This is a genomic window from Candidatus Clostridium radicumherbarum, from assembly GCF_045310525.1.
Taxonomy (GTDB): domain Bacteria; phylum Bacillota; class Clostridia; order Clostridiales; family Clostridiaceae; genus Clostridium_AT; species Clostridium_AT radicumherbarum.
Genome location: NZ_JBJHZY010000003.1, coordinates 346,563 through 360,078, shown reverse-complemented (window position 1 = coordinate 360,078; position 13,516 = coordinate 346,563). Strand labels below are relative to the sequence as shown.

Below are 13,516 nucleotides of genomic sequence, written 5' to 3'. Positions count from 1 at the left end.
TAAATGAAAGAAAGCCTTTGGAGTCCACAAGTGTTATATAAATTTGTAATTCTATTATTAGTCATAATATCCCTTGTAACTAGAAATAAAAACCTAGGAGCAGCATCTTTAATTATTTTTGTTATATCTCTTACAAATAGCCAAAAGGCAATTGATTTCATCGAAAAATATTTTATGGACTTAGGAATGATTTTTTTAATGATGTGGATGCTGATACCACTTATTAAAAAGTCTTATTTAGGTTTGTCCACTTTTAAAAGCCTTTTAACTATTAACGGAGCTGTATCATTTATTATGGGTGCTTTAGTAGTGGTTTTAGCTTTTAGAGGAGTAAGTTTTACACAAGGTAATGCAGATGTGTTAACAGGAGTTGTTCTTGGTTCTATTGTTGGGGTGTCCTTCTTAGGTGGAGTTCCAGTAGGACCTTTAATTGCCTCTGGAATTGCCTATGAAGTAGTAAGAATTATTAACCATATCCTAGGTAACAAATAAATCTAATTATTTTATATGAGATATATCCCCTTCCACAATAATTTTGGCTATCCCATTTTCTATTTCTACTATTGTCAAGCTAGTATCATAAATAAAGGGAGGATCCCAAAGTCTATCCAAAGTTAGGTCCTTAAAATAAGCATGAATTGTTTTTAATACAACTCCATGAGTTACAATCATAACATTTCCCTCTGGATTCTCTCTTATAATTCTTTGTAAAGCATTTATGACTCTATCTTTAACATCATAAAAGCCTTCTCCTGAAATCGGTACATATTCTTGAGGATTCTTCCAAAAATGGCTTTGAAATTCAGGATAAATATTTTTTATTTCTTCTTGATTTAGCCCTTCAAGCTCCCCTAAATTAATTTCCTTTAAGTTATCATCATAAACAACTTCTATATTGCGTCCTTTAAAAATTAATTCTGTAGTTTCCTTCGTCCTATCAAGCGGACTGCAGTATACCTTTTTAAACTCTATATCTTTAAGGGACTGCCCTAAAGCTATGGCATTCATCCTTCCTCTTTCAGTTAAGTTAGAATTTTTCCATCCCTGCATACGTCCTTCAATATTCCATTCTGTTTCCCCATGTCTAGTTATATACAATCTTAACATAATTTGATTCCTTTCAGTTTTCTCATATTCTACTATTATAAAAATCAGCTAACTCTTTGTACTGTCCTAGAGCGTTTTTACCAGAATCATTTATTTCATAAATCCCTTTTTTCACTTTTTTAAACCAGCCATAATGATTTTCTAATAGTATTGAGTTAGTTTTTTTATTATCTGTACCAAAATTTTTTAGTTCCTTAGGTGATAAGGCTCCATATTTATTTAGTAAGCATGCTATGAAGATGGCACTTTCCATATAGGCAGTTACAAGTTTTCTTCTTGTGCTTCCACCTACATTTAAATCACAGTATCTTCCATTTATCTCTTTAATGATATTTTCTCTTTTTTTTCTATTAATTGCCTTGCTTTTCTCCCTATTAAAATAAACAGGCTCTATAGGAACTTCAACGAAGGACTCCATACCTTTAAAGGAAACTAATATGAGTCCAAGCTCTAGTCTTCTTAATAAATGACATATTCCCTTCCATTTAGAATTTCCTATCATTCTTTTTGGTTTTGGAACTGCTATATATACTAAATCAGCAGCTTTTTGTCTTTTAACTGCCTGGACTAGCAGGTCTACACTTAAATTTCGTTTTAGTTCAACTACTATAAGTTCATTATCCTTTAGGGCGGTGATATCACAATATTTTACTTCACTTCGAACCGTATATCCATTATTAGTTAAAAATCTTGATACAGGTCCGCATAAATCTTCTTCTAGAATCTTTTGCTTCTCATCTATGTTCATAGCATCACTCCCAGCTAAATTCTACCTTAAGCTTTGAAAAACAAGCATTTCATAAGAAGCCTTTAACTAAAGCTTTACCATAAAATTATACCACAAAAATCTTATGAAATATGAATTTCTTTTTATGTATAAATTATAGGAAACTGTTTAAAACATATAGTGAGATTTATAAATAAGGAGATGGATTTTTATGGGCAACAAAGGAAAACTTGCAGCAGCTTCATTTATAGCAGGTGCTGCAGCTGCTCTATATGCTACAAAACAAATGAAAAATAACACTTCACCACCTTCAGCAGCTGAAAACCATAAGGCTCAGGCACAAGGTTCTAACCCTACAAATGCTGAATCAAATAATTTTTTTATCAAAGCTCCAAGCATAGGTGCTGATAATAATATTGGCACAGCATCAAAGACTCAGGCTTATAATAATTTATATTTTGAAAACATCCCAAATTCAGAGTCTATTTACAATACTTTTACAAGTAAAAGTGAGAATAGTACTGCTACCTTGAATACTACATTAAAAATTGATTCATGGTAGACTTCAAAAATAAAGTCCCTTTAGCATATTCATGCAAAGGGACTTTCGTTTTATCTAAAATTTTTATTTAATCTAAAATTATATTAATTATATAAATTGTATGAATAAGCATAAGCTGTTATAATGTGAAATGGACATGGAATTAAGCCCAATATGCTCCAGTATATGAATAGTCACAAAGGCTTAAAATATTTATATCAAACAATAGAGTGTTACTAATGACAAACTCAGAGTTTAAACGAAGGAAAGCAAGGAAGGTGACATAATGAAAGAATTTCAAGTTCTTATTAAGGAGACTTTAGAAATACAGGATTTAGAAGAATTAGAGTCTGCAGCAGATCTATTCCAATTTGGTATTGAAAAAGGTCATTATAATAAAAGACAGGCTGACGAGTTTAATAATGCATATTGGAGAGTAAAAAATAAAGTTCTTTCAAATGAGATATTTGATGAAACAAAAGCTAATTTGCTTGATATTATGAGTATAGTTTCAAGCGCTCCAGCAGATATAAAAGATGACAAAAGAGAACTTGTTAATTATGTAAACGGAAGATTAAAGGCCCTTAAAGGAAAGGTAAAAGGAATAAAATCTTTTGATTAAAGCACTAAGGCGGTTTACAATTTTTCACAAGTTGTTTACCGTCAAATTTTTATAGGAAAAGCTTTATTTAAATTATATAAATGTTATAAGGGGGGCATAAAATGAATATGTTTGATAGTCATGTACATACTTCATTTTCAACAGATTCAAGAATGAAAATTGAAGATGCTATAAAAAAATCAGAAGAATTAAACTTAGGTTTAGTTATAACTGAACATATGGACATAAATTATCCTATTGAAAGTAAATTTAAATTTAATCAAGATGATTATTTTAAGCAATATGAAAGATACAAAGGTTCAAATCTACTTCTTGGTATTGAACTAGGTATGAGAGATGATTGTATAGATGAAAATAGGAGTTTAATAGGAAAATACCCCTTTGACTATGTTATTGGTTCTATTCACCTTGTGGATAATGTGGATCTATATACAAAAACTTTTTATGAAAATAAAAGTAAAACCGAAGCTTATGCAGAATATTTTAAGTGTATGCTTAATTGTATTAATACCCATAACTTTATAAATGCTCTTGGACATATAGACTACATATCCAGATATGCAGCATATTCGGATTCAGAAATATATTATGAAGACTTTTCTGATTATATTGATGAGATTCTAAAGGCAGCTGTTCTTAATAATACAGTTTTAGAAATAAATACAAGAAGATTAGATGGGCTGCAGGTAATAGATAACTTTAAAAAAATTTTTAAAAGATATTATGAGCTTGGAGGCAGACTGGTAACTATAGGTTCAGATTCTCATAGAGTTCAAGACTTAGGCAATCATTTTCATCATGCAGAAAATATAGCAGATTATTGTAATTTAAAACCTGTTTACTTTAAGGAAAGAAAACCTGAATATATTAAATAAGAATAATGGTGCTGTAACAAAATATAAATTATTTTGTTACAGCACCCTAATATTATTGAAGAAAAACTTTATTTTAATTATTTATCAGGAATTCCTAACTTTATTAATAATTTCAACCACAGTCAGCTTGAATTGTTCTCCCTTTACCATATCTTTAAGTGTTAGAACTCCGCTATTTATTTCATCTTCGCCTATTATAATTACATATGGAATTCCAAGCTTATTAGCATAATTAAGTTTCTTTGCAAACTTCCCGCCTTCAAAATAGACCTCTGAAATTATATCAGCCTTTTTAAGTTCATTTGAAACTCCAATGGAATAACTCATATTTTCATCCATAGGTACAATGAGTATCTTAGTTAAGGTTGAAGAGGTACTTTCTTTAAAAAACCCTGCTTCTTTAAGCTGGAAGAATAATCTACTTAAGCCTATGGAAATACCAACTCCAGGAAGTTTCTGCGTAGTATAATACTCAGCTAAGTTATCATATCTTCCTCCAGAACATACTGAGCCTATACCTGGATAATCATTTAGTATAGTTTCATAAACTGTTCCGGTATAATAATCTAGTCCCCTAGCTATTTTTAAATCAATAGCAAAATTTTTATCTGGAACTCCAAACTGCCTTATATAATAAACTACCTGGGAAAGCTCCTCTAATCCTAATACAAATTCTTCATTTTCTATGTTTAATGCTTTTAGTCCTTCTATAATCTCATCGTTGCTTCCAATGATATTAATAAATTCCTCTATTTTAGTGCTTGCCTCATCACTTAAGCCAATTTCCTTAAGCTCGCCTTTTACAGCTTCCATACCAATCTTGTCTAACTTATCCACGATTCTAAGAGTTTCCATTTTATTATTTATCCCCAGGGAATCAAAAAAGCCGTTTAAAACTTTTCTATTATTAATATGAATTGTAAAAGAATCAAAGCCTAAATCAGTAAAGGTAGAATAAATTATACTTGGAATTTCAGCATCATTTATTATATTTAATTTCCCATTTCCAATAATGTCTATATCACATTGATAAAATTCTCTAAATCTACCCTTTTGATTTCTTTCTCCTCTATAAACCTTTCCTATTTGGTATCTTCTAAATGGAAAGCTTAACTCACCTAAATGCTGAGATACGAATCTTGCTAGTGGTACGGTTAAATCAAATCTTAAAGATAGATCAGTATCGCCCTTAGTAAATCTATAAATTTGTTTTTCTGTATCTCCGCCTCCTTTAGCTAAAAGTACCTCAGATTTCTCAATCACAGGAGTATCCACTGGAATAAATCCATATCTTTCATAATTTTTTCTTATAGTATCCATCATTTTATTAAACGCAATTTGATCTGCAGGAAGCCACTCTAAAAAGCCTGGTAATGTGGAAGGTTTAACAATTTGTCTGTCCATATAATTCATCTCCTAACTTGTAGAACATCAGCTTTAGTATGAAAACCGATGGCCTTCTATTATTTATCTTATAAATACCACATATAATTTAACACTTTATCATAATAAAATAAAGAGTATTTCTATGATTATTCTTCATATTACAATATTATAGACTAACTTATAACTTATTTTCACTATTTTTATAAAATTTTATTAAATTCTTCTTCTTTTGTAAAGTATAAATGATTGGTTTCGGCCAAGCTTTATTAAATATTTTTCTTAGCCTTAGTTTTACACATAAAAAATCCAGGCAAAATTTGGCCTAGATTATCATTTAAATTTGAAATTTTAAACAACTATACTTTCATTAGGAAACCTTAAATCCCCATCTAATTACTTTGTTTTTTCCTGTAGACTTAGCTATTATAATAGATTTTTCAGCCTTACTTAAAACCTCATCTATGGAATTTCCATCCTTAGGAAAGGAAGCAACCCCTATAGATACAGTTATTGGATATGTCCAATTAACTGTTCGTTCCTCTACAGTTCTTCTAACTCTTTCAGCTAACTTTTCTTCGTCCTCACAATCTACGTCCTCAAGAATAACTAGAAACTCGTCTCCTGTAAGCCATCTGAAAATCCTGTCATTTTTCCTAAGAGACTCTGCAATAACTGCTGATAGGGATTTTATCATTTCATTTCCTGCAGAATAACTGATTTGATTATATCTTTTAAGATTATCACCATCAATAAACAGTATGCTGAATTTCCTCCTTGATTTGCTGCATTCTAAAAATAAGTTTTTTAAGTATATTTTAGCAGCCCTTTGATTTGGCAATTCGGATATATCATCAGTTAAGGCTAAACTATAAGCATCATTTAATAAGGATAGAGTTTCTTTAATTCTATTACTAAAGTTACCTACAATATTCCCCACTATTTTTCTTTCATAATATTTAATGTTCGATTCTTCTATCTCTTTAAAAGATTTAAAAAACATCATTTGATAAAATTCATTAATAGAGTTTATATTATTGGAGTATTTTAAAACTAATATATGTACATCGGCCTCCTGGAAATTTAAGTCCCTCATAGTATTACTATATTGTTCCCTTATAATTTGAGCCAGCTCCTCAGCTTCATTTTCAGTGAAGTTAGGTAGAATTACTGTAAACTCATCCCCATGAGTTCTAAATTTAAGAGCACCTTCAAAACCAATAAGCATATTTCGTAGGATTTTAGAAAAATTTATTAAAAATAAATCTCCAATATCTCTCCCATATTGAGAGTTAACCTTTTCAAAACTCACCATATCAAATATTATAACTGAGCCATTACCTGAAAACATTATGTTAGCATCAGTTTCAATGAATCTAAAAAAATTGGAAAGCCCAGTTAGAGGGTCTTCATATATATTTTTCCCCATAGTTCCAATCACAATAATTCCCCCATTATTGTCAATTTATATAATTCAGCTATTAAATAACATACATAAATAAACATCTAATAATAATATTACCATAATATAGAATATTTTTCCACAAAATTCAGTTTATTTAAAATTTTTTTATATTTTAGACCTAAAAGTGATTAAATCACCATAGATTAATAAAATATACCATTAAAATCCTTTTTATTATTACGATAATAATTACATAGAAATAAATTTATGAAAGGATAGGGTTATATGCGGAAAGAAGTGAAGCCTGCAGAAAGATCTTCAGCCATCCCCCAAAAGACAAAAAAAAGAAATGGCAGCAGTAAAAAAAGAAAAAAACAAACTGTAAAACCAGAAACTTCACAACTTAAGGATATAGACTATGTTGAAGAGCTTAAAACTCAGCTAACCTATGGAGATACAGGTCACGGTGTTATTTTAGATAAAAAGGTTTAAATTAAAGAGGATATCTTAGATATCCTCTTTAATTCATTAATCACAATATGCGATAGCTTCGATTTCTACTAGTGCATCCTTTGGCAATCTAGCTACCTGAACTGCACTTCTAGAAGGTGCATCTTCTTTAAAGTACTCTTTATATACATCATTCATTTTAACAAAATTATTCATATCACTTAAAAACACTGTAGTCTTAACTACATTGCATAAGCTTAAACCTTCTGCTTCAATTACTGCCTTCACATTCTCAAGTGACTGCTTAGTTTGTTCTTCTATTGATTCTGGCATTACTCCTGTTACTGGATTTAATGGAAGCTGACCAGATGTAAAAATTAAACTTCCTGCTTTAATACCTTGTGAATATGGTCCTATTGCTGCTGGAGCCTTTTCTGTACTAATAATCTTTTTATTCATATAAAAACACCCTTCCTTAGTTTAATTCACTTAGTAATTATAACTCTATTATCTATAGTAGTATAGTCCTAATATTCTAATTAGTTGTATTTTATAGAAAATACTGTCCTTTCATTTCTACATTATATACTTTTAATTTCCTTTTAAAATTTGTTTAATTTCCATTTAATATGAGCAGCAATATCTAAATAATTTCTAATACCAAATTATTTAGATATTGTATTCATTTCCCTAATAATATTATAAATTGTAATTTTGATTAGAGACTGAAATTTATATTGCATTTTAAATGAAAAATGCTATAATAAATGTCATGATTTTGGATTGATTTATTTAATTATATTGCAATATTTTTAAAAATCGGAACAATGAAATTAGTGCTAATATCGAAAAACATAAAAAAATAGATTTTTTTGTTGCAATATTCAAATTTAACGTATATAATAAAAATCGAGCTAGACGCTCAAGAAATTATTATAATTAATTGGAGGGGGAAGAATATTATGTCTTCTAATGTAAACGCTACCAAAAAATTAACATTAGTATCACTAGTACTGATGATATTTACATCAGTTTACGGCTTTAACAATATCCCTAGATCCTTCTATAAAATGGGATACGCTGCAATTCCATGGTATATTATATCAGGAATTACATTCTTCGTTCCATTTGCATTAATGATGGCTGAATTCGGTGCAGCTTTCAAAAATGAAAAAGGTGGAATTTACTCTTGGATGGAAAAATCCGTTGGACCAAAATTCGCTTTCATAGGAACATTCATGTGGTTTGCTTCTTATGTAATTTGGATGGTTAACGTTTCATCTGGTATTTGGGTTCCAATATCAAATGCTATATTTGGTATGGACACAACTAAAGACTGGGCTTTCCTTGGAATTCAAGGATTAACTGGACCTAAAACATTAGGTATCATGGGAATTTTATGGTTCATTCTTGTTACTTTTGTATCAACTAAAGGTGTTGATAAAATTAAGAAGGTAACTTCAGTAGGTGGTACAGCAGTTGTTTTAATTAACATTGTTGTTTTACTTGGTGCTATAGTAGTATTTATAGCAGGCGGTGGCCATCTTGCTCAACCAATTGAAGGATTAAAATCCTTTACTACAACACCAAATCCTAAATATGCTGGAAGTGCAATATCATCATTAGCCTTCGTAGTTTATGCATTATTTGCATACGGCGGAATTGAAGCAGTTGGAGGACTTGTTGACCAAACAGAAAATCCAGAAAAGACATTCCCTAAAGGTGTTATGATTTCAGCTGCTGTTATTGCTGTTGGATACTCATTATTAATATTAATGGTTGGTGTATTTACTAACTGGTCAGCAGTAATGTCTGTTAAAGGTGTTACACTTGGTAACGCAAGTTATATAGTAATGTCTAACTTAGGATATTCTCTAGGTCATGTATTTGGTGCTAGCGAAGCTACTAGTATAGCTTTATCACATGGAGTTGCTAGATATATCGGACTTTCAATGTTCTTAGCATTATCAGGAGCCTTCTTTACATTAACTTATTCTCCACTTAAGCAAATGATTGATGGTACTCCAGATGAATTATGGCCTGGAAAAATAGGTCATACTAGAAAAGAAGATGGAATGCCTGTAAACGCTATGTGGGTTCAATGCATAATCGTTGTTGCAATGATATTACTTGTTTCCTTCGGTGGAAACTCAATGTCTAAGTTCTGGGATATATTAGTTAGCATGACTAATGTAGCTATGACTATTCCTTATATGTTCTTATCAATTGCATTTATATTCTTCAAGAAGAAGCAAGATATTGAAAAGCCATTTGAAGTATATAAGAGCTATAACTCAGCCTTAATATGGGGAGTAATAGTTACATTAACAGTTGGTTTTGCTAACTTCTTCTCAATAATTCAACCTGCTATACAAGATCATGATATGGCAACAACAATCTGGCAAATAGCTGGACCAATATTCTTTGGACTTGTTGCAGTATTAATGCATAACAGTTATAGTAGAAAATTTAGTTCTAAGAAAAACGATAAAGTAGCTTAATATATAGCATAAAAAAGAAGCAGGAGTTTCCTGCTTCTTTTATTTTAAGTGGCAGCCATATGACTTATTTCTTATTTACGAATAAGTAACAAGTCATATGGCTGCCACTGTGATATCTTCATCTTTCTTAAATTTACTTTTTTAAAGTCTTTATATTATCTTTGCTTCTTATTCTAAAGGCAGACCAATCATTATCAATTGATACAAGGGTTACACCTTGAAAGTTGTATTCTTCAGTAACTATCTGAGTAGTATCTCTATTAAGATCTGATTTGTATTTTTTTGAAGTCCCCTTAGGATAACAAATCCATAGATACCCATCACCATCCAAGGCTCCTATACAATCCTCTATATGTTCTTTTGCCTCTACTATACTTTTTGCAAACAATTGAATAAACTTATATTTGCCTTTAATCTCTGTATGAACCTCAGAACTCGTATCCTTTATTATATTCATATACTCATCAGGGGCATTTAATATTAAAATTGGACTTTGTGTTGTTAGCTTTAGTTTCTTTAAAATTTCATTCATTTACAAAACTCTCCTTTTACTATAATGAACTTAGAAATATTATAACCCTTTCTTAATTAAATAACAATTTAATCCAATATAATATAAAATAAAAAGTACCCTGCAAGAAACCAATCTTATATCAGTCTCACAAGGTACCTTTTAAATTTCTACTATAAGGAACCCTTTATTCTATTTTAAATTTCTTAACCATTTCATCAAGCTTTTCAGAAAGTAAATTTAATTGTTCTGCTGATACTACAACTTCATGAAGCCCTGCAGATTGTTCTTCTGAAGATGCACTCACCTCTTCAGCAGTAGCTGCTGTTTCCTCTGCTACAGCTGCCACCTCTGTAATAGACTGAAATACTTCATCTGTATTGCTGCTTATTCCTTCTAAGGTTTGATCTACTACATTAATATTTTGTTCAAGTTCTAACACCGCTTCTTCAATTTTAATAAAGCTAGAACTTGTAACTATCACCTTTTCTTCTGATTTTTCATTTAAGGTAATTGTCTGTTCAATTCTTTCAAGTACTACAGCTACACTATTCCTAATTTCAGAAATAACATTGTTAATTTCTAGCGCTGAATTTGCCGACTGATCAGCAAGCTTTCTTACCTCATCTGCAACCACAGCAAAACCTCTGCCTGCCTCTCCGGCCCTTGCAGCTTCTATACTAGCATTTAATGATAGAAGGCTTGTTTGCTCTGTTATTGATGTTATAGTGTCTGTTATTGCTCCTATTCTATTAGATTTATTTGCTAGGTCTTCAATTTTAACTTGGAGCTCTTTATTTGCCTTAGAAGCTTCCTCAAAAGTCTCCTTTAGGTTTTCAATATTAAGAGTTCCTTCCTTTGTTGCTTCTTTTACATTTGTGGATGCATTCATCATATTTGTGCTGCTGCTTCTAGCATTTATCACCTTTTCACCAAGATCGCTAACAACGCCAGAGCTTTTGTCAAGGCTTTCTGCCTGCTCTGAGGCTCCACCTGCAATCTGCTGAACTGCTCTAGATACCTCTTCACCTACTGAATTTGACTCTTCTGTTACTGCTACCAAAGCCTCTGAGGATTCTTTAATATTCTTAGAGGTCTTTATAATATTTTTAAGCATTTCTACCATATCTTTAATTACAAGGTCTACAGAATCAGTTATTTCACCTACTTCATGGCTTACATTTTTATGTTTTCCAATCTCTACAGTATAATCACCATCTTTTATTCTTTTGAGCACCTCTACCAGCTTTATTATTGATTTTGAAATGGAATTAGATACTATTATTCCGGCAATTAGAGCTAGTACGAGGAAAATAATAGAAATCCCCGCAGATATATATCTTTGGCTGTTTACCTGAGAAGTTATTTCGTTTTTAGGTATGAACCCCATTATTCTCCATCCAGTTTGTTCATCCATAGTATTATATGTTATTAACCTTTGTCCATTAATATCATATTCTCCGCTAGCTTGTTTTGAAGATATTATTTCATTAACCCACTTTTCATCCTTTGCAGTCTTTCCCAGCATTTTAGGATCATTATGCGATATAATGGTACCAGTCTTATCTACTATTGCTATATACCCATTTTGTCCGATTTTATATTTTGAAATCGTACTAGATAAGGTTTGAAGTTTAATATCCACTGCAACTACACCATTTATTTCCCCTGATTTAGGATCCTTAACTGCCTCTGCATAGGTAATTACGAACATACCCTTTTGGGAAGCATCTTCATAGGGATCAGTGATTATAACCTGTCCAACATTGCTTAATGCCTTAGTATACCACTCCCTGTTTCTTGGGTCGTAATCCTTGGGTAGAGCTTCCTGTGGTTTTAAAAGCATTCTACCATCTTTCAGACCATAGTATACACTTTGTATATCCTTATGAGTTACAAGAAAGGAGTCTAAAGTAGATAAAAGCCATTTCTCTGAATCTGCACTATTATATATGTTCTGCACGTTAGGGTCCTGAGATAGCATGTTAGTTAATTCAATATTTGACTTGTTATTTGATTTTATTACCTCATCAGTCCAATTAACATTATCTATTAATGTATCTTTAAATTGAGTATTCAAGCTTTTTTCCGAACTATAAGAATTAATAATTGATATTATTGCAACCGGAAACAATATTGTAAGTAACATCAATGTAATAAGTTGTGTTTTTAAAGTCCTTTTTCTTTTCATTTTTGCCCCCCTGTTTTTACTATTATTTTACGTCTTGTATTATATTTCGAGCAAAATCTACATATCTTAATAAAATTCTAAAAAATAAAAAAGCTACAATATATAAAAATTTTATATATTGTAGCTTACTTTCAATTCATTTCAACTATTTTGAAACAGTTCATTTAGCTATGCGCCTAAAGTTGCAACCATAACAGCCTTAATTGTATGCATTCTATTTTCTGCTTCATCAAATACTACTGAATGTTTGCTTTCAAATACTTCATCTGTAACTTCCATTGAAGTTAATCCAAACTTTTCATAGATATCTTTACCAACTTTAGTCTTTAAGTCATGGAAGGCTGGAAGACAGTGCTCAAATAAAACCTTCTCATTACCAGTAAGTTTTAACATTTCCATGTTTACTTGGTAAGGCCTTAAAAGCTTTATTCTGCTTTCCCAAACTTCATCTGGCTCTCCCATGGAAACCCAAACATCTGTATAAATAACATCTGCATCCTTAACACCTTCTGCTACGTTATCAGTACAAGTTATTTTTGCTCCTGTTTCTTTAGCAACTTCTCTACATTTTTGGAGTAACTCTTCGGTAGGGAATAATTCTTTTGGAGAAACCATTCTAAAATCCATTCCCATCTTTATTGCACCAATCATAAGTGCATTTGCAACATTGTTTCTGCCATCTCCTGAATATACAAATTTTATTTTATTAAGTGGCTTATCAAGATGTTCTTGAATTGTCAAGAAATCTGCTAGAACTTGAGTTGGATGATCAGCATCTGTTAATCCATTCCAAACAGGTACCCCTGAATATTTTGCAAGATCTTCCACAGTAGATTGAGCAAAGCCTCTATATTCAATACCATCATACATTCTTCCAAGAACTCTAGCAGTATCAGGAATGGATTCCTTCTTTCCCATTTGACTTCCTGTTGGTCCTAGGTAAGTAACATGTGCTCCTTGATCTAATGCTGCAACTTCAAATGCACATCTTGTTCTAGTAGAATCTTTTTCAAATAATAAAACTATATTTTTTCCCTTCAGCTTTGGCTGCTCAGTTCCTGCATATTTAGCTCTTTTTAAATCTCTTGCTAAATACAGCATATAATTTATTTCCTTTGGTGAAAAGTCCATTAGTGTTAAAAAGCTTCTGTTTCTTAAATTAAACATATTGTTCTCTCCTTTATTTAATCATTGTTAATTTTT

14 protein-coding genes are annotated in these 13,516 nt (G+C 31.1%); 6 read left to right on the top strand and 8 right to left on the bottom strand.

The genetic code is table 11. The annotated features are described in order from the left end of the window. Positions 1 to 30: 30 nt before the first annotated feature. Positions 31 to 492, top strand: coding sequence for a DUF441 domain-containing protein (locus ACJDUH_RS15735; protein ID WP_406766154.1), 462 nt, complete (start codon positions 31 to 33; stop codon positions 490 to 492). 6 nt (positions 493 to 498) lie between these two features. On the opposite strand, the gene ACJDUH_RS15730 is transcribed toward ACJDUH_RS15735, so the two are convergent. Together ACJDUH_RS15730 and ACJDUH_RS15725 are read right to left on the bottom strand one after the other, a co-directional pair. Further along, positions 499 to 1,107, bottom strand: coding sequence for a histidine phosphatase family protein (locus tag ACJDUH_RS15730; protein ID WP_406766153.1), 609 nt, complete (start codon positions 1,105 to 1,107; stop codon positions 499 to 501). Between the two features lie 22 nt (positions 1,108 to 1,129). After that, positions 1,130 to 1,855 (bottom strand): DUF2161 family putative PD-(D/E)XK-type phosphodiesterase, encoded by a 726-nt coding sequence (locus ACJDUH_RS15725; RefSeq protein ID WP_406766152.1) that lies wholly within the window; start codon positions 1,853 to 1,855, stop codon positions 1,130 to 1,132. A 190-nt stretch (positions 1,856 to 2,045) separates the two neighbouring features. Between ACJDUH_RS15725 and ACJDUH_RS15720 the strand changes: the two genes are divergently transcribed. The 3 genes from ACJDUH_RS15720 (at position 2,046) to ACJDUH_RS15710 (ending at position 3,872) form a co-directional block, all read left to right on the top strand. After that, positions 2,046 to 2,396 (top strand): hypothetical protein, encoded by a 351-nt coding sequence (locus tag ACJDUH_RS15720; RefSeq protein ID WP_406766151.1) that lies wholly within the window; start codon positions 2,046 to 2,048, stop codon positions 2,394 to 2,396. A gap of 265 nt (positions 2,397 to 2,661) precedes the next feature. Further along, entirely contained in the window at positions 2,662 to 2,997 is a 336-nt protein-coding gene (locus ACJDUH_RS15715; protein ID WP_406766150.1) for a hypothetical protein, read from the top strand. A 107-nt stretch (positions 2,998 to 3,104) separates the two neighbouring features. After that, entirely contained in the window at positions 3,105 to 3,872 is a 768-nt protein-coding gene (locus ACJDUH_RS15710; RefSeq protein ID WP_406766210.1) for a histidinol phosphate phosphatase, read from the top strand. A gap of 84 nt (positions 3,873 to 3,956) precedes the next feature. Here ACJDUH_RS15710 and hisS read toward each other — a convergent pair whose 3' ends face one another. Then, on the bottom strand, positions 3,957 to 5,276 hold the full coding sequence (gene hisS / locus ACJDUH_RS15705) for a histidine--tRNA ligase (RefSeq protein WP_406766149.1): 1,320 nt from the start codon (positions 5,274 to 5,276) through the stop codon (positions 3,957 to 3,959). A 349-nt stretch (positions 5,277 to 5,625) separates the two neighbouring features. Then, the gene (locus tag ACJDUH_RS15700) at positions 5,626 to 6,696 is read right to left on the bottom strand and encodes a diguanylate cyclase domain-containing protein (protein ID WP_406766148.1); all 1,071 of its coding nucleotides are present in this window, start codon (positions 6,694 to 6,696) and stop codon (positions 5,626 to 5,628) included. A 249-nt stretch (positions 6,697 to 6,945) separates the two neighbouring features. On the opposite strand from ACJDUH_RS15700, the gene ACJDUH_RS15695 reads away from it, so the two are divergent. After that, on the top strand, positions 6,946 to 7,152 hold the full coding sequence (locus ACJDUH_RS15695) for a hypothetical protein (protein WP_406766147.1): 207 nt from the start codon (positions 6,946 to 6,948) through the stop codon (positions 7,150 to 7,152). Between the two features lie 36 nt (positions 7,153 to 7,188). Here the strand turns inward: ACJDUH_RS15695 and ACJDUH_RS15690 are convergent, their stop codons facing one another. Next, entirely contained in the window at positions 7,189 to 7,569 is a 381-nt protein-coding gene (locus ACJDUH_RS15690) for a RidA family protein (protein WP_406766146.1), read from the bottom strand. A gap of 503 nt (positions 7,570 to 8,072) precedes the next feature. Between ACJDUH_RS15690 and yjeM the strand changes: the two genes are divergently transcribed. Continuing rightward, a complete protein-coding gene (yjeM, locus tag ACJDUH_RS15685) occupies positions 8,073 to 9,611 on the top strand; it encodes a glutamate/gamma-aminobutyrate family transporter YjeM (RefSeq protein WP_406766145.1) in 1,539 nt (512 codons plus the stop codon). Between the two features lie 133 nt (positions 9,612 to 9,744). On the opposite strand, the gene ACJDUH_RS15680 is transcribed toward yjeM, so the two are convergent. The 3 genes from ACJDUH_RS15680 to argF all read right to left on the bottom strand — a co-directional run bounded on the left by ACJDUH_RS15680 (position 9,745) and on the right by argF (position 13,480). Next, on the bottom strand, positions 9,745 to 10,143 hold the full coding sequence (locus tag ACJDUH_RS15680) for a hypothetical protein (RefSeq protein WP_406766144.1): 399 nt from the start codon (positions 10,141 to 10,143) through the stop codon (positions 9,745 to 9,747). 166 nt (positions 10,144 to 10,309) lie between these two features. After that, entirely contained in the window at positions 10,310 to 12,313 is a 2,004-nt protein-coding gene (locus ACJDUH_RS15675; protein ID WP_406766143.1) for a methyl-accepting chemotaxis protein, read from the bottom strand. 168 nt (positions 12,314 to 12,481) lie between these two features. Further along, the gene (gene argF, locus ACJDUH_RS15670; RefSeq protein ID WP_406766142.1) at positions 12,482 to 13,480 is read right to left on the bottom strand and encodes an ornithine carbamoyltransferase; all 999 of its coding nucleotides are present in this window, start codon (positions 13,478 to 13,480) and stop codon (positions 12,482 to 12,484) included. Positions 13,481 to 13,516 lie beyond the last annotated feature (36 nt).